Below are 14,846 nucleotides of genomic sequence, written 5' to 3'. Positions count from 1 at the left end.
AATGTGCGCTTCAGGTGGCTGACAGGGGCTGGCCGCCAAGATCGTGGCAGGCCCCATCGCGGGGCCGTGGGAGCGGGCTTGCCCCGCGATCAAGGTAACCTGCCATCAAGAACACGCCATGCGCCCTACTCCAACCCGTCGCACCTTCGTCAAGGGCCTGGGCGCCGCCAGCGCCCTCGCCGGCCTGGGCCTCTGGCGCCCGCTGGCTAGCGCCGCCGAAGGCCGCGTGCCGCTGCACGATCTGCGCGGCCAGCACTTCGAACTGGCCATCGGCCAGACCCCGGTCAACATCACCGGCAAGCCACGCACCGCGCTGACCATCAATGGCAGCCTGCCCGGCCCGCTGCTGCGCTGGCGCGAAGGCGATAGCGTCACCCTGCGGGTGCGCAACCGCCTGGCGCAGGACACCTCGATCCACTGGCACGGCATCCTGCTGCCGGCCAACATGGACGGCGTGCCGGGCCTGAGCTTCGCCGGTATCGCCCCGGGCAGCGACTACTTGTATCGCTTCACCCTGCGCCAGAGCGGCACCTACTGGTACCACAGCCACTCGGGGTTGCAGGAACAGGCCGGGGTGTATGGCGCCATCATCATCGAGCCCCGCGAACCTGAGCCGCACCGCTACCAGCGTGACCATGTGCTGCTGTTCAGCGACTGGTCCGACCAGGCGCCGCAGGCGCTGCTGGCCACCCTGAAGAAGCAGCCCGATGCCTTCAACTACCACAAGCGCACGCTGGGTGACTTCATCGATGACGTCGCCAGCCAAGGCCTGGGCAACACGCTCGATGAACGCATGGCCTGGGCCGGGATGCGCATGAACCCCACCGACCTTGCCGACATCAGCGCCGCCACCTACACCTACCTGCTCAACGGCCAGCCGCCGGATGGCAACTTCACCTGTCTGTTCCAGCCGGGCGAGACCGTGCGCCTGCGCCTGATCAACGCCTCGGCGATGACCTACTTCGACTTCCGCATCCCGGGCCTGCAACTGACGGTGATCGCTGCCGACGGGCTGCCAGTGGTGCCGGTGACGGTGGACGAGTTGCGCATCGCCGTGGCCGAAACCTACGACGTGCTGGTGACCGTGGGCGAGCTGCCCGCCTACACCCTGTTCGCCCAGAGCATGGACCGCAGCGGGTTTGCCCGTGGCACCCTGGCCCGGGCCGCTGGCTTGCAGGCAGCGGTGCCCGCGCCGGACCCACGGCCGGTATTGAGCATGGCCGACATGGGCCATGGCAGCATGGGCCAGATGCAGCACGCCGGCATGGCTGGCATGGACCACGCTGCCATGGCTGCGATGCAGGCCCACCCTGCCAGCGAAACCGGCAACCCTTTGGTGGACATGCAGGTCATGGCGCCCCGCGCCAACCTGGCCGACCCCGGCATCGGCCTGCGCGACAACGGCCGCCGGGTGCTGACCTACGCCGACCTGCGCAGCCCCTACCCCGACCCGGATGGCCGCGAACCGTCGCGGGATATCGAGCTGCACCTGACTGGCCACATGGAGCGCTTTGCCTGGTCGTTCGACGGCATCAAGTTCAGTGACGCCGAGCCGCTGCGCCTGAAATACGGCGAGCGGGTACGCATCACCCTGGTCAACGACACCATGATGGCCCACCCCATCCACCTGCACGGGATGTGGAGCGACCTGGAAGACCAACAGGGGCGTTTTCTGGTGCGCAAGCACACCCTCGACATGCCGCCCGGCAGTCGCCGCAGCTACCGCGTGACGGCCGATGCCCTGGGCCGCTGGGCCTACCACTGCCACCTGCTCTACCACATGGAAACCGGTATGTTCCGCGAGGTACGGGTCGATGAATGAACTCAACCACGGGTGCCTGGCCACGGGCGTGGCGCTGTGCGCATTGCTGGCCGGCGAGCGGGCCCTGGCAGCCGGCATGGAGCACATGAACCACGGCGCCATGCCCATGGACCATGGCGTGATGAGCCACGGCTCGGCAGCCCCCGAGCAACCGCGCACGCCCTTGCCGGCGATCACCGACGCCGACCGCCGCGCCGCCTTCGCGCCGTTGCCAGGCCACCAGGTGCACGACCGGGCGATCAACTGGGCGGTGATCATCGACCAGCTGGAGTACCAGCGCTTCGAAGGCAGCGGCGCGCTGAACTGGAATGCCACCGCCTGGGTGGGCGGCGATATCGACCGCCTGTGGCTGCGCAGCGAAGGCGAGCGGGAACAGGGCAAGACCCACAAGGCCGAGGTGCAGGCGCTGTGGGGCCATGCCGTCAGCCCATGGTGGGAGGTGCTGGCCGGTGTGCGCCAGGACTTCAAGCCCGCCAGCGGCCAAACCTGGGCCGCCTTCGGCATTCAGGGTATGCCGCTGTATGGCGTGGAACTTGCGGCCACGGCCTATGCCGGCGAGCGACAGCAGACCGCGCTGCGCCTGGAGGCCGCTTACGCTATCCTGCTGACCAATCGCTGGGTGCTGGAGCCTAAGGTCGAAGCCAACTTCTTTGGCCGTGACGATGCCGGCCGCGAGCAAGCGGCGGGGCTGGCCGACAGCGAGTTCGGGCTGCGCCTGCGCTATGAGGTCAGCCGTGGTTTTGCGCCCTATGTGGGGGTCAGTTTCAACCGCTTGCACGGCAGCCGCGCTGGCCAGGCCCGGGAGGATGGCGAGGATAGCGGGCAGGTGCGTTGGGTGGCGGGCGTGCGGCTGCGTTTTTGAAGTAGCAGGCCGAACGCCGTGGACGCAACAGTCTTGTGCTGGCTGTACCGGCCTCATCGCCGGCAAGCCGGCTCCTACAGGTACAGCGCAGGTTTGAAGGTTTCGCGATCCCTTGTGGGGCGATGAACCCTATCTTTGTTTTTCAGGAGCTTCACCATGCAACGCAAACATTTGCTGACCCTCGCCCTGCTGGCCTTCACCGGCCTGGCCCAGGCGGGCGAGACCATCGACGTCTACCGTGACCCCAACTGCGGCTGCTGCAAGGCGTGGATCAAGCACCTGGGCGACAACGGTTTCACGGTCAACGACCACGTCGAGCCGAACATGAGCGCAGTCAAACAGCGCCTGGGCGTGGCGCCGCGCCTGGCTTCGTGCCACACCGGCGTGATCAATGGCAAGTTCGTCGAGGGCCATGTGCCGGCCGAACAGGTACGCCTGCTGGCCAAACGTGACGACCTCAAGGGTCTGGCGGTGCCGGGCATGCCCATGGGCTCGCCGGGCATGGAGATGGGCGACCACAAGGATGCCTACCAGGTCATCGGCGTGACCCAGGCCGGTGAGGACACCGTGGTCGCCGAATACTGATGCTAAGCCTGTGGGCGCTGTTTCTCAGCGCCTTCGGCGCCGCCACCCTGCTGCCGCTGCAATCAGAGGCGGTGTTGGTGGGCCTGCTGCTGCGCACTCCTGACGCCTGGGCCACCTTGCTGCTGGTGGCCACCCTCGGCAATGTGCTGGGTTCGGTGGTCAACTGGCTGCTGGGACGGGCCATTGAGCATTTGCGTGAGCGGCGCTGGTTCCCGTTCAGCGCCAGCCAGCTGGAGCGCGCGCAGCAGCGCTACCAGCGCTGGGGGCAGTGGTCGTTGCTGCTTAGCTGGATGCCGGTGATCGGCGACCCGCTGACGCTGATCGCAGGGATCATGCGCGAACCGTTCTGGCGCTTCTTGCTGCTGGTGACCCTGGCCAAGGGCGCGCGCTACCTGGTGCTGGCGGTGATTACCCTGGGCTGGTTTCACACCGGGTAACACCTTTCACGCGGGGTACGCTCTACTGGCTGTTAAAGTCGCCTTTTCCTACATGGCCCTACACGGAGTGCCCCCATGCTGCGCGCAACCGCCCTGGCCCTGGCCTGCCTGACCGCAGGCAGTGCCATCGCCGCCGAATCGCCCACCTACGGCAAGCAACTCGAAGGCTTCGCCTACCCCCACCCACTCAAGCACTTCGACTTCCAGTCCCAGGGCCAGGCCCTGCAGATGGGCTACATGGACGTGCCGGCCAAAGGCAAGGCCAATGGCCGCAACGTGGTGCTGATGCATGGCAAGAACTTCTGCGCCGGCACCTGGGAAACCACCATCGACGCCCTGAGCCAGGCGGGCTACCGGGTGATTGCCGTGGACCAGGTGGGCTTTTGCACCTCGAGCAAGCCGGCACACTACCAGTACAGCTTCCAGCAACTGGCCGACAACACCCATGCGCTGCTGGCCAAGCTTGGGGTCGACAAAAGCGTCGTGCTGGGCCACTCCACCGGCGGCATGCTGGCCACCCGTTACGCGCTGATGTACCCGCAGCAGGTGGAGCGCCTGGCCATGGTCAACCCCATTGGCCTGGAAGACTGGAAAGCCTTGGGCGTGCCCTACCGCACCGTGGACCAGTGGTATGCACGCGAGCTGAAGCTGGACGCCGACGGGGTGCGCAACTACGAGCGCAACACCTATTACGCCGGGCGCTGGAAGCCTGAATACGAGCGCTGGGTGCAGATGCTGGTGGGGTTGAACAAGGGCCCGGGGCACGAGGCTGTGGCGTGGAACTCGGCGCTGATCTACGACATGATCTTCACCCAGCCGGTAGTGCACGAGTTCAAGGACCTGAAGATGCCGACCCTGCTGCTGGTGGGTGACCAGGACAGCACGGCGATCGGCAGCGATATCGCGCCGCCCGAGGTCAAGGCCACGCTCGGCAAATACAAGGTGCTGGGGCCGCAGGTGGCGAAGATGATCCCGCAGGGGGAGCTGGTGACCTTCGAGGGGCTGGGGCATGCGCCGCAGATCGAAGAACCGGCGAAGTTTCACCAGGCGTTGATTGGTTGGTTGAACCGCTGATACTGGCCTTTGTAGGAGCCGGCTTGCCGGCGATGGGGCCGGCAAGGCTTGCTCGATCGCCTGGATGGGCCTCATCGCCGGCAAGCCGGCTCCTACAGGTTCAGCGCCACGTCTGGCTTCATGCGATCCTGTGGGAGCGGGCTTGCCCGCGATGCAGGCGACGCGACGGATGGCACCGGCTACGCCGGTGATCGCCGGCAAGCCGGCTCCTACAGGTGCAGCGCCACGTCTGGCTTCCCGCGGTCCTGTGGGAGCGGGTTTACCCGCGAAGCAAGCGGCGCGATGCATGGCACCGGCTACGCCGGTGATCGCCGGCAAGCCGGCTCCTACAAGGGGCGCGCCAGCCCTTGAAATATTGCGATGGGGCTCAGCACCAGACCTGCTCCTCGCTCCAGCCCAGCTCGGCGAAATCATCGGCCCGCAGGCTGGCCTCCTCTTCACAGAAGAACTCATCCAGTTGCGGTGGCCGTACGGCCGTGTCGCTGAGCATCGCGTGCACCTGGCCGCGGTGGTGGGTCTGGTGCTCGAACAGGTGGGCCAGCAGGCGCAGGCGCTGCTCGCGCTGCACCCGGTCCGGGCGCACGATACTCACGTAGCGCGCCAGTTGGTCATCATGCAATTGCCGGCAATAGGCGATCAGGCGCTGGTCTGCCTGGGCTTGCTGCGCTTGCAGGTCGGTGCAGGTGGCAAAGGGTTGTTCAGGCTGGAAGAAGCGCTCGCCGTCCGGATCGGGCGCTGCGCCGCGCTGCTCGCACTCCAGCGCGTCGAGGTAGAACCAGTCCACCGTCAACAGGTGGTTGAGGGTGGCCTTGATCGAGGGGAAGAAGCTGCAACGGGGGGCGACGAACTCGTCCTGGGTCAGTTGCAGGCAGGCCTTGTACAGGCGGTGGTTGGCCCAGCCGTTGTTGCAGGCCTGGGTCAGCAGGTGATGTGACAGCGGCTCCATGGTCGGCTCCTCCTTCAGGCGAAGCGTTGCAGTTGCATCTCCCGCAGCCGGCTCAGGGTCCGTTGGTACGGGAACGCCAGATACCCTTGAGTGTAGAGCGCATCCAGCGCTACTTCGGCTTCCAGGTACAGCGCCACCCGCCGGTCGTAGCATTCGTCCACCAGGGCGATGAAGCGGCGCACGCTGTCATCTTTGGGCGCCAGCGTGGGCAGCTCGCGGTCGCCCGCCACCACCCGCGCGGCACCGTCTTCGGTACCCCGGGCGATGCGCCCGGCCTGCTGCGCGCCGCTGAGCGCGGGGATGCCGCCCACCAGAATGGCCGGGAAGCGGTCACACAGGGCCATGAAGTCCATCGCGGCCAAAGGTTGCTCGCACAGGTCGGCGAAGCGGCACCACAGGGCCTGGGGGCTGTGGCGCACCACCTGGACCTGGCGCGGCCCTACCTGCAACGGCTGCTGGCTGCCTGGGTCGTGCGGGCTCAGTTGATCGAACACCGTTGCCAGCGCCTCAGGCTGCGCAACCCAATAGCGTTGGCGGGCTGCGCCGGGGTGCAGGCGGTGGTCCTGTTCGCCGGCCACCGCCAGCACCTTCATGTGCCGCTCGATGGCGGCGATGGCCGGCAGGAAGCGTTCACGGTTGAAGCCATCGAGGTAGAGCTGGCCTGGCGGCTGGTTGGAGGTGGCAACCACGACGACGCCCTGATCGAACAGCACCTGAAACAAGCGCCCGAGGATGATGGCGTCGCCGATGTCACTGACGAACAGTTCGTCGAAACACAGCACGCGGATTTCGCCGGCCAGCTCGCGGGCCAGGGCCTGGAGCGGGTCGGCGGTGCCGTTGAGCTGGAACAGGCGCTGGTGGACCCAGGCCATGAAGTGGTGAAAGTGCTGGCGCCGGGCAGCAACGCTCAGGCAGCGGTGGAACAGGTCCATCAGCCAGGTCTTGCCGCGGCCCACCGGGCCCCAAAGGTACAGGCCCTGGGGGGGGCGGCCTTGTTGCAGGGCGATGAAGCAGGCTTGCAGGGCACTGACGGCAGCGGCCTGGGCGGGGTCGGGGGCGAAGCCGCGTTCGCGTAAAGCCTGCTGGTAGAGGGAGTCGGGGGTCATGGGGCACCATGGTACGACAATGCCGGCCCCTTCGCGGGTAAACCCGCTCCCACAGGGGCGGCAATAAGCCCGTGTCGCGTGGTGCCTGTGCCGGCCTCATCGCCGGCAAGCCGGCTCCTACAGGTACTGCGCAGGCTTTAGCCCTCCTGCAGGCCCACCTTGAGTAGCGCACCGTCCTTGGCGTCGGTCAGTACGTACAGGTAGCCATCCGGCCCTACCCGTACGTCGCGGATGCGCGCTTTCAGCTCGCCGAGCAGGCGTTCTTCGTGCACCACCTTGTCGCCATCCAGTTGCAGGCGGATCAACTCCTGGGTTGCCAGCGCACCGATGAACAGGTTGTGCTCCCAGGCCTTGAACGTCGGGTTGTCATAGAAGGCCATGCCGCTGATGCCGGGCGACTTCTCCCAGACATGGTGCGGGTCGACCATGCCGTCGACGTGCTTGCCCTTGGCCTCGGGGATCGGCAGCAGCGAATAGTTGATGCCATGGGTGGCGATCGGCCAACCGTAGTTCTTGCCGGGCTCGGGGATGTTGATCTCGTCGCCGCCGCGCGGGCCATGCTCGTGGGTCCAGAGCTTGCCGGTCCAGGGGTTGAGCGCCGCACCCTGCTGGTTGCGGTGGCCGAACGACCAGATTTCCGGGCGCACGTTGTCGCGGCCGACGAAGGGGTTGTCCTTCGGTACTTCGCCGTCGGGCAGAATGCGCACGATCTTGCCCTGTAGCTTGTCCAGGTCCTGCGCAGTGGGGCGCTGGTTGTTTTCGCCCAGGGCGATGAACAGGTAGCCGTTGCGGTCGAACACCAGGCGCGAGCCGAAATGGTTGCCCACCGACAGCTTGGGTTGCTGGCGGAAGATCACCGTGAAGTTTTCCAGGCGTGCCTGGTCCTGGGACAGCTGGCCGCGGCCTACGGCGGTGCCGGCCTTGCCGTCGCTGCCCTCTTCGGCATAGGACAGATATACCGTGCGGTCCTTGGCGAACTCGGGCGAGAGCACCACATCGAGCAGGCCGCCCTGCCCTTCGGCCCATACCTTGGGCACCCCGGCCAGCGGCGGGCCGACCTTGCCTTCGGCGTTGACGATGCGCAGGTTGCCCGGGCGCTCGGTGACCAGCATATCCTTGCCCCCGGGCAGGAAGGCCAGCGCCCAGGGGTTGCGCAGGCCGTCGGCGACGGTGCTGACGGTCAACTGGCCCTCTTCGCTGGGATAGTGCTGCTCGGCGGCGGCCTGGGCCAGCAGGGGGAACAGGCTGGCGGCGGCCAGGGTGGTCAACCAGGTGCGTGGGGTCATGCTCGGTTCCTTCGAAGGGCTCAAGGCACGCGCTGTGAATCGCGTGGCGGCCGGGTGGGTTCCAGGTTGGGGGTTTGCTGCTGGCGGCGCAGGTTGTCGCCATTGCCGATACCGCGGTTGTCGAGGGTCGGCGGGCGCGGGTTGGGCTGGGTGGACGGGCCGCGCACCGGCGGCGTGGCGGGCACGCTGCCCTGGCGGCTGTTGGGGTTGGCGCGCTGGATCGGGCTGTTGTAGGGGTTGTTGCTGTCGCTGGCGGCCAGCAACGGGGGTGGCGCCTCAGGCGCGGCGTGCAGGGGCAGGCTCAGCAGCAGGCCGAGCGCCAGGGTTGGCAATGTAGGATTCATGCTTCACCTCCTGTACGAAAAGGCGCGCCTTGGCGTTGGATAGCCTACGGCGCGCAGGGTTCGATGCAAAAGTGTGAATGCTTTCCTGATGTTTCAGTGGGGCAACTGATCGCCGGCAAATCAGCTTTTGTTGTAGGAGCCGGCTTGCCGGCGATAGGGTCATTGGCCACGTATCATCGGCTGCAGGCCCGACGCCATCGCCGGCAAGCCGGCTCCTACAAAGTGAACTCAAGCCGGGTCTACCTTGTGCCGGGCGGCGTACAGGCAAAGCATTTCCATGGCCAGGGTGGCGCCGGCCAGGGCGGTGATATCGGCATGGTCGTAGGCCGGGGCCACCTCCACCAGGTCCATCCCCACCAGGTTGATACCGCGCAGGCCGCCGAGGATCTCCAGCGCCTGCACAGTGCTCAGGCCGCCGCATACCGGGGTGCCGGTGCCGGGGGCGTAGGCCGGGTCCAGGCAGTCGATGTCGAACGTCAGGTACACCGGGGTATCGCCAACGCGCTGGCGAATTGCCGCGACGATGGCCTCGGTGCCCTGGCGGTGTACCTGGCGGGCGTCGAGGATGGCGAAGCCCTGGCTGTCGTCGTTGGTGGTACGCAGGCCCACCTGCACCGAGCGTGACGGGTCCACCAGGCCTTCGCGGGCGGCGTGCCAGAACATGGTGCCGTGGTCGATACGCCCCTCCTCGTCCGGCCAGGTGTCACTGTGGGCGTCGAAGTGAATCAGCGCCAGGGGGCCATGGCGGCGGGCATGGGCCTTGAGCAGCGGGTAGCTGATGAAGTGGTCGCCACCGAGGGTGAGCATGGCGCAGCCGGCATCGAGGATGCGCTCGGCGTGGGCCTGGATGCTGCCGGGTACCGACTCGGGGGTGCCGCTGTCGAAAGCGCAGTCGCCGTAGTCGATCACCGCCAGGTGGTCGAACGGATCGAACGCCCACGGCCAGTGCCGGGCCCAGGCCTGTTGCACCGAAGCGGCGCGGATCGCCCGCGGGCCGAAGCGCGCGCCGGGGCGGTTGCTGGTGGCGGTGTCGAATGGCACACCGCTGACCACCACATCGACGCCACGCAGGTCGCGGCTGTAGCGGCGCCGGGAAAAACTGGTGATGCCGGCGTAGGTGCTTTCGGCGGCGGTGCCGTAGAGGCTGTCACGGGTGATGGCCTGGTCGTTGTCCTGGGCGAGTTCCACGGTGTGTTCCTTTTCTTATTGGCGGCTACGGAAGGCGGTCCACAGGCGGTTGCGCTGGCGCAGGTCGGCCAGCGCCATGCTGCGGTCGGCGAACAGGCGCTGGCGCACCTCGGCAGGTGGGTAGATGTCCGGGTCGTTGCGGATCGCCTCGTCCACCAGCGGCGTGGCGGCCTGGTTGGCATTGGCGAAGTACAGGGTGTTGGTGAGCGCGGCCACCGACTCCGGGCGCAACATGAAGGCGATGAACGCGCGCGCGGCTTCGGGGTGTGGGGCGCCCTTGGGGATCACCAGGTTGTCCTGCCACACCAGGGTGCCCTCGCGGGGGATGCGGTAGATCAGCTCGAACGGCTTACTCGCGCGGCGCGCCTGCTCGGCGGCCATGGCGGCGTCGCCGTTGTAGGTGAGTGCCAGGCACACGCTGCCGTTGGCCAGGTCGTTGATCTGGCGGCCGTTGGCCACGTAGCTGACCGAGGGTTGCAGCTGCTGCAGCAGCTGTTGCGCGGCGTCGAGGTCGGCCTTGTTCTGGCTGTACGGGTCCTTGCCCAGGTAGTTGAGGGTGAGGCCGATCACCTCTTGGGGGGAGTCGGGCATGGCAATGCCGCAATCCTTCAGGCGGCTGGCGTACTCGGGCTTGAACAGCAGGTCGAGGCTGTCCAGCGGCACATCCCCCAGGCGCTTGCGCACGGCTTCGACGTTGACGCCCAGGCCCAGGGTGCCCCAAGTGTAAGGCACGGCGTGGCGATTGCCGGGGTCGGCTTCGGCCAGCTTGGCCAGCAGGTCCTTGTCGAGGTTGGCGTAGCCGGGCATGGCCTGGGCGTCCAGCGGCTGCAGGGCACCAGCTTTCAGCGCGCGGGCCAGCACCGTGGCCGAGGGCACCACCACGTCGTAGCCGCTGGCACCGGTGAGCAGTTTGGTTTCCAGCACTTCGGTGGTGTCGAAGGTGTCGTAGCGGACCTTGTAGCCGGTTTCCTCTTCAAAGCGCTTCAGGGTTTGCGGGGCGACGTAGTCGGCCCAGCTGTACAGGTTGACGACTTTTTCTTCGGCCTGCAGCGGCAGGGCGATCAACAGCGACAGCAAACACAACGTTCGACGCATGGCGGGCACCTCGGCGAGTGGGTGGATGCCGCCAGCATGCCTGTCGGGTTACATTGCAAAAATGGCAACTGTACAAAGCTGACATTCACCAGGAGCAATGTGATGCTTGGGCAACTCCACGACCTCGACCTGCACCTGCTGCGGCTGTTCGTCACTGTAGCCGAGGCCGGCGGCTTCAGTGCCGCCCAGGGGGTGCTGGGGCTCAGCCAGCCGAGCATCAGCCAGCAGATGGCCAAGCTGGAGACGCGCCTGGGTTACCGGCTGTGCAGCCGTGGCAAGCGCGGCTTTCGCCTGACCGACAAGGGCGAGCTGCTGCTGCAGGCGACCCGTGGGCTGCTGTTGCAGATCGAGCAGTTTCGCCAGCAGGCCAATGGCGTGGCCGGGCGCTTGCTCGGCACGCTGCGCATCGGGCTTGCAGAGAATCAGGATGCGGCCGTTAGCCTGCGCATCGCACAGGCCATCGCGCGTTTTCGTCAGCGTGATGAAGCCGTGCAGCTCGAACTGACCAGCGCGCCACCGGCGGAGCTTGAGCGCTTGCTGCTGGAGCAGCGGCTGGATTGCGCCATCAGCTACTTTTCTGGCAGCCAGGCGGCGTTCGACTACCAGCCGTTGTTCGAGGAGCGCCAACGGCTGTATTGCGGCAAGGGGCACGCACTGTTCGAGGTGGCGCAGCCAACCCGCGAGCAGTTGCTGGAGGCCGACCAGGTGCATCACCCCTACCGTTTTCTGAAACAGGGCGAGCCGTTTCGCAGCCTGCACAGCATGGCCGTGGCAGAGCAGATCGACAGTGCGTTGACGTTCATCCTGTCAGGAAGGCATATCGGTTACCTGCCCTGCCATTGTGCCGAGCCGTGGGAAGCGCAGGGCCTGCTGCGGGCGCTGGAACCTGGGCTGGACTTTGTGGTGCCGTTCACTTTGGCGCGGCATCGCGGACAAGTGCCGGAAGAAGCACTGGTGGCCTTCGTGGAGGATTTGGTGGCGGTTTTTGCTTGAGGTATGGTAGGGCTGTGAGGGCCCTATCGCCGGCAAGCCGGCTCCTACAGGGGGCGTATCTGGATTTGGGGGCGCGATGATTGGCCGATGGTGCTTGATTGTGTTGTTGAGCCTGGGGTTTAGCGGCTGCGCGCTGTTTCAGGGGCGTGACCCGTTGAACATCAGCGTGATCGGTATAGACCCCTTGCCCGGGCAGGACCTGGAGCTGCGCATGGCGGTGAAGATCCGCGTGCAGAACCCTAACGAAACGCCGGTGGACTTCAACGGCATTGCCCTGAACCTGGAGGTCAACGGCCAGCCGCTGGCTGCGGGTGTCAGCGACCAGCATGGGCATATCGGCCGCTACGGCGAGCAGGTGATCGTGGTACCGGTGAGCATCACCGCCTTCGCCTTTCTGCGTCAGGCTTATGGCCTGAGCCAGGTGGAGTCGCTGCAGGGGCTGCCCTACGTGCTGCGTGGCAAGCTGGCGGGCGGCCCGCTGGGGACGGTGCGTTTCACTGATGAAGGCAGGCTCGACCTGCCGGATGCCGCGGGCGGTTGACTCAACGGCCGGCGTTGGCCGCTGCCATCATCTTGTTGACTTCGCTGCGCACCAGGCTGGTGAACTCAGGTGGCGACATGCCGTCGAGCTCGGCGCGTACCCACTCCGCCCACTTGCCCTTGCGCCGCGGCTTTTCGGCGATCAGCCGGCCCGCTTCGCCCTTGGCCTTGCCCAGGTTGTTCTGCCAGTAGTCGAACAACCGGGCCTTCTCTGCCTCGATCTGCGCCCGTTCCTGAAAGCTCATGTTGGCCAGATTGAAACTCATGGGTAGTTCCTGCCGCAGTAAAAATGGCCGCTATCTTACACTGTAGCGGCCGGGCGTCGGTAAGCCGCTGCAACTTTCCGGACGCAGCGGCATCCACTGTTCAACCCCAACCCCTCACGAGGATGTGTACATGGCCAGGAAAACCGCCGCGCAAGCCGACAATGACCAGATCAAGGATCAGGTGTTCAGCGAGCTTCAGGCATTGATCGAAGAGTCGGAAAAACTGCTCAGCGACAGCGCTGCACTGGTCGGCGAGGAAGCCGACAGCCTGCGCGCGCAACTGGGCCTGAAGCTGCGCCAGGCGCGCCAGGCCACCAGTCGCCTTGGGCAGCGGGCGCAGCCGGTTGTGGATGCAACCCATGAGTACATCGGTGGTCATCCGTGGCAGACGGTGGCTATTTCAGCCGGTTTCGGCCTGGTGGTGGGCCTACTGCTGGGGCGCCGTCAGTAACCAGCCCTCAGGCAGCCAGAGCCATGGGGATGCCGCTGTGAAAGCGCATCTCCTGGTCGGGTGACAGGATCAGCTCGGCCTCTGCCTCGCGCACCCGTTCCACAACACGGGCGATGTCGTCGGCATCGCCATACTGGTGAGCCAGTTTCAGATAACCCTGATAATGACGCGCCTCGCTCTTGAGCAGGCCGTTGTAGAATTTGCCGAGCTCTTCATCCAGGTGCGGTGCAATGGCCGCGAAGCGCTCGCAGCTACGCGCCTCGATGAACGCCCCTACCACCAGCGTATCGACCAGCTTGACCGGCTCGTGAGCGCGTACCAGGCGACGCAGGCCCGAGGCATAGCGCCCTGCCGACACTGGCCGCAGCGGCACGCCGCGACGCTTCATCAAGCGCAGCACCTGCTCGTGATGCACCAGTTCCTCACGGGCCAGGCGCGACATCATGTGGATCAATTCCGGGTGCGAGTTGTACTTGGCAATCAGGCTCAGGGCCGTGCTGGCGGCTTTGAACTCGCAATTTTTGTGGTCGATGAGCAGGGTTTGCTGGTCGGCGAGCGCCGCTTCGATCCAGGCATCCGGGGTGCGGCAGCCGAGGAAGGCTTCGATTTCGGGAATCAGGGACATGGCACTCACAATCGCACAGGGCAAAGACAAAGCCCGCGATTATACCGGGGGCGACGGCCAGTGCCAGTGGCTATGCTTGATGCACGTCAAGCGGCGACCTGAAGCGCGCCGACTATAGTCAGGCATTGGTCACCATTCTGAAGGGAGCTCCCCCCCATGCAAGCCGTTCGCAGCATCCTCGTTGTCCTCGACCCTGAACACGCCCACAGCCGTGCACTGACCCGCGCCAAGCTGATTGCCGGGGTGACGGGCGCACGCCTGCACTTGCTGATGTGTGACAAGAAGCAGGACCACAGCGCGCTGCTCAGCCTGTTGAGCAGCCAGCTGCATGATGATGGGTATGACAATGTCACCCATGAGCAGAAATGGAAGGAGAGCCTGCACAAGTCGATTATTTACGTGCAGCAGGCTGAGGGCTGCGAGCTGGTCATCAAGGAACACCGGCCGGACAACCCGTTGCGCAAGGCATTGCTGACGCCCAGTGACTGGAAGCTGTTGCGTGAATGCCCCTGTGCGGTGCTGATGGTCAAGAGCGAACGCCCTTGGACTGAAGGTGTCATCCTGGCGGCAGTAGACGTGGGCAATCAGGACGAGGACCACCGGCGCCTGCATGCCAGCATCATCGACCATGGCTATGACATTGCCGGGCTGGCCAAGGCTGAACTGCACGTCATCAGTGCCCACCCCTCCCCCATGCTTGCGGCATCGGACCCTGTGTACCAGCTCAGTGAGACGATCGAGAAGCGCTATCGAGAAGCCTGCAGTGCGTTTCAGGCTGAGTTCGATATCAGTGAGGACCGGCTGCATGTCGCCGAAGGGCCCGCTGATGTTTTGATTCCACATACCGAAAAGAAACTCGATGCAGTGGTCACGATAATCGGCACAGTGGCTCGTACCGGAATTTCCGGCGCCTTGATAGGTAATACCTCGGAGGTAGTGCTCGACTCACTGGAAGGCGATGTGCTGGTGCTCAAGAGCGAGGAAGCGACAGCGCACCTGGCAGAACTGGCGCGCGATCTGTAGGAGCCGGCTTGCCGGCGATAGGGCCTTGGCAGGTATGTGCGTTGCCTGGGCGGGCCGCATCGCGGGGCAAGCCCGCTCCCACGCAGGGCTCCGGGTTTTTCGGGGCACAAAGACAAAACCCCTACCTGCATGCGCAGATAGGGGTTTTGCGAAATGAATCTTGACGATGACCTACTCTCACATGGGGAAACCCCACACTACCA

The 14,846-nt window shown here is 65.7% G+C and carries 17 protein-coding genes; 9 read left to right on the top strand and 8 right to left on the bottom strand.

Translation table 11 applies throughout. From position 1 onward, the window contains the following. Positions 1-118: 118 nt before the first annotated feature. The 5 genes from ACI2KK_RS15445 (at position 119) to ACI2KK_RS15425 (ending at position 4,780) form a co-directional block, all read left to right on the top strand. Positions 119-1,822 (top strand): copper resistance system multicopper oxidase, encoded by a 1,704-nt coding sequence (locus ACI2KK_RS15445; RefSeq protein ID WP_404669551.1) that lies wholly within the window; start codon positions 119-121, stop codon positions 1,820-1,822. Further along, complete coding sequence (locus ACI2KK_RS15440) at positions 1,815-2,684, top strand: copper resistance protein B (RefSeq protein ID WP_404669550.1); 870 nt, start codon at positions 1,815-1,817, stop codon at positions 2,682-2,684. Before ACI2KK_RS15445 ends, ACI2KK_RS15440 begins: the two co-directional genes overlap by 8 nt. 156 nt (positions 2,685-2,840) lie before the next feature. Beyond that, entirely contained in the window at positions 2,841-3,269 is a 429-nt protein-coding gene (locus tag ACI2KK_RS15435) for a DUF411 domain-containing protein (protein ID WP_404669549.1), read from the top strand. Beyond that, positions 3,269-3,706 carry a YqaA family protein gene (locus ACI2KK_RS15430; RefSeq protein WP_217885681.1) on the top strand — a complete coding sequence of 146 codons (438 nt, stop codon included), beginning with the start codon at positions 3,269-3,271 and terminating at the stop codon, positions 3,704-3,706. The genes ACI2KK_RS15435 and ACI2KK_RS15430 overlap by 1 nt, the downstream gene beginning before the upstream one ends. A gap of 75 nt (positions 3,707-3,781) precedes the next feature. Beyond that, positions 3,782-4,780: an alpha/beta fold hydrolase gene (locus tag ACI2KK_RS15425; protein WP_404669548.1), complete on the top strand. Its 999-nt coding sequence runs from the start codon at positions 3,782-3,784 to the stop codon at positions 4,778-4,780. Between the two features lie 367 nt (positions 4,781-5,147). On the opposite strand, the gene ACI2KK_RS15420 is transcribed toward ACI2KK_RS15425, so the two are convergent. The 6 genes from ACI2KK_RS15420 to ACI2KK_RS15395 all read right to left on the bottom strand — a co-directional run bounded on the left by ACI2KK_RS15420 (position 5,148) and on the right by ACI2KK_RS15395 (position 10,745). Further along, positions 5,148-5,726: a DinB family protein gene (locus tag ACI2KK_RS15420; protein WP_404669547.1), complete on the bottom strand. Its 579-nt coding sequence runs from the start codon at positions 5,724-5,726 to the stop codon at positions 5,148-5,150. Between the two features lie 14 nt (positions 5,727-5,740). After that, positions 5,741-6,832, bottom strand: coding sequence for a cell division protein ZapE (zapE, locus tag ACI2KK_RS15415; protein ID WP_404669546.1), 1,092 nt, complete (start codon positions 6,830-6,832; stop codon positions 5,741-5,743). Between the two features lie 137 nt (positions 6,833-6,969). Continuing rightward, on the bottom strand, positions 6,970-8,118 hold the full coding sequence (locus ACI2KK_RS15410; protein ID WP_404669545.1) for a PQQ-dependent sugar dehydrogenase: 1,149 nt from the start codon (positions 8,116-8,118) through the stop codon (positions 6,970-6,972). Between the two features lie 20 nt (positions 8,119-8,138). Next, positions 8,139-8,462 carry a hypothetical protein gene (locus ACI2KK_RS15405; protein WP_404669544.1) on the bottom strand — a complete coding sequence of 108 codons (324 nt, stop codon included), beginning with the start codon at positions 8,460-8,462 and terminating at the stop codon, positions 8,139-8,141. A gap of 228 nt (positions 8,463-8,690) precedes the next feature. Continuing rightward, on the bottom strand, positions 8,691-9,650 hold the full coding sequence (speB, locus tag ACI2KK_RS15400; protein ID WP_404669543.1) for an agmatinase: 960 nt from the start codon (positions 9,648-9,650) through the stop codon (positions 8,691-8,693). A gap of 15 nt (positions 9,651-9,665) precedes the next feature. After that, entirely contained in the window at positions 9,666-10,745 is a 1,080-nt protein-coding gene (locus tag ACI2KK_RS15395) for an extracellular solute-binding protein (RefSeq protein ID WP_404669542.1), read from the bottom strand. Between the two features lie 102 nt (positions 10,746-10,847). On the opposite strand from ACI2KK_RS15395, the gene ACI2KK_RS15390 reads away from it, so the two are divergent. Both ACI2KK_RS15390 and ACI2KK_RS15385 read left to right on the top strand, forming a co-directional pair. Beyond that, complete coding sequence (locus tag ACI2KK_RS15390; RefSeq protein ID WP_404669541.1) at positions 10,848-11,738, top strand: LysR family transcriptional regulator; 891 nt, start codon at positions 10,848-10,850, stop codon at positions 11,736-11,738. Positions 11,739-11,814: 76 nt separating this feature from the next. Further along, positions 11,815-12,279, top strand: a complete 465-nt coding sequence (locus tag ACI2KK_RS15385) for an LEA type 2 family protein (protein ID WP_404669540.1) — start codon at positions 11,815-11,817, stop codon at positions 12,277-12,279. A 1-nt stretch (position 12,280) separates the two neighbouring features. Here the strand turns inward: ACI2KK_RS15385 and ACI2KK_RS15380 are convergent, their stop codons facing one another. Beyond that, the gene (locus ACI2KK_RS15380) at positions 12,281-12,544 is read right to left on the bottom strand and encodes a hypothetical protein (protein ID WP_217839376.1); all 264 of its coding nucleotides are present in this window, start codon (positions 12,542-12,544) and stop codon (positions 12,281-12,283) included. A gap of 130 nt (positions 12,545-12,674) precedes the next feature. Here ACI2KK_RS15380 and ACI2KK_RS15375 point away from each other — a divergent pair, with 130 nt between their 5' ends. Further along, complete coding sequence (locus tag ACI2KK_RS15375) at positions 12,675-12,995, top strand: YqjD family protein (protein ID WP_217885691.1); 321 nt, start codon at positions 12,675-12,677, stop codon at positions 12,993-12,995. Positions 12,996-13,002: 7 nt separating this feature from the next. On the opposite strand, the gene ACI2KK_RS15370 is transcribed toward ACI2KK_RS15375, so the two are convergent. Continuing rightward, positions 13,003-13,620: a tRNA-(ms[2]io[6]A)-hydroxylase gene (locus tag ACI2KK_RS15370; protein WP_404669539.1), complete on the bottom strand. Its 618-nt coding sequence runs from the start codon at positions 13,618-13,620 to the stop codon at positions 13,003-13,005. Between the two features lie 156 nt (positions 13,621-13,776). On the opposite strand from ACI2KK_RS15370, the gene ACI2KK_RS15365 reads away from it, so the two are divergent. Further along, the gene (locus ACI2KK_RS15365; RefSeq protein ID WP_404669538.1) at positions 13,777-14,643 is read left to right on the top strand and encodes a universal stress protein; all 867 of its coding nucleotides are present in this window, start codon (positions 13,777-13,779) and stop codon (positions 14,641-14,643) included. Positions 14,644-14,846 lie beyond the last annotated feature (203 nt).

This window comes from Pseudomonas sp. NPDC089406 (assembly GCF_044900265.1).
Lineage (GTDB): Bacteria > Pseudomonadota > Gammaproteobacteria > Pseudomonadales > Pseudomonadaceae > Aquipseudomonas > Aquipseudomonas fakonensis.
This window is presented reverse-complemented; position numbering and strand designations above follow the sequence as displayed.

Coding starts and splice junctions, on each gene's coding strand:
- ACI2KK_RS15440 (WP_404669550.1), top strand. CDS start 1,815: ATGAATGAACTCAACCACGGGTGCCTGGCCACGGGCGTGGCGCTGTGC.
- ACI2KK_RS15430 (WP_217885681.1), top strand. CDS start 3,269: ATGCTAAGCCTGTGGGCGCTGTTTCTCAGCGCCTTCGGCGCCGCCACC.
- ACI2KK_RS15365 (WP_404669538.1), top strand. CDS start 13,777: ATGCAAGCCGTTCGCAGCATCCTCGTTGTCCTCGACCCTGAACACGCC.
- ACI2KK_RS15420 (WP_404669547.1), bottom strand. CDS start 5,726: ATGGAGCCGCTGTCACATCACCTGCTGACCCAGGCCTGCAACAACGGC.
- ACI2KK_RS15405 (WP_404669544.1), bottom strand. CDS start 8,462: ATGAATCCTACATTGCCAACCCTGGCGCTCGGCCTGCTGCTGAGCCTG.
- ACI2KK_RS15425 (WP_404669548.1), top strand. CDS start 3,782: ATGCTGCGCGCAACCGCCCTGGCCCTGGCCTGCCTGACCGCAGGCAGT.
- zapE (WP_404669546.1), bottom strand. CDS start 6,832: ATGACCCCCGACTCCCTCTACCAGCAGGCTTTACGCGAACGCGGCTTC.
- ACI2KK_RS15380 (WP_217839376.1), bottom strand. CDS start 12,544: ATGAGTTTCAATCTGGCCAACATGAGCTTTCAGGAACGGGCGCAGATC.
- ACI2KK_RS15395 (WP_404669542.1), bottom strand. CDS start 10,745: ATGCGTCGAACGTTGTGTTTGCTGTCGCTGTTGATCGCCCTGCCGCTG.
- ACI2KK_RS15370 (WP_404669539.1), bottom strand. CDS start 13,620: ATGTCCCTGATTCCCGAAATCGAAGCCTTCCTCGGCTGCCGCACCCCG.
- ACI2KK_RS15445 (WP_404669551.1), top strand. CDS start 119: ATGCGCCCTACTCCAACCCGTCGCACCTTCGTCAAGGGCCTGGGCGCC.
- ACI2KK_RS15385 (WP_404669540.1), top strand. CDS start 11,815: ATGATTGGCCGATGGTGCTTGATTGTGTTGTTGAGCCTGGGGTTTAGC.
- ACI2KK_RS15435 (WP_404669549.1), top strand. CDS start 2,841: ATGCAACGCAAACATTTGCTGACCCTCGCCCTGCTGGCCTTCACCGGC.
- ACI2KK_RS15410 (WP_404669545.1), bottom strand. CDS start 8,118: ATGACCCCACGCACCTGGTTGACCACCCTGGCCGCCGCCAGCCTGTTC.
- ACI2KK_RS15375 (WP_217885691.1), top strand. CDS start 12,675: ATGGCCAGGAAAACCGCCGCGCAAGCCGACAATGACCAGATCAAGGAT.
- ACI2KK_RS15390 (WP_404669541.1), top strand. CDS start 10,848: ATGCTTGGGCAACTCCACGACCTCGACCTGCACCTGCTGCGGCTGTTC.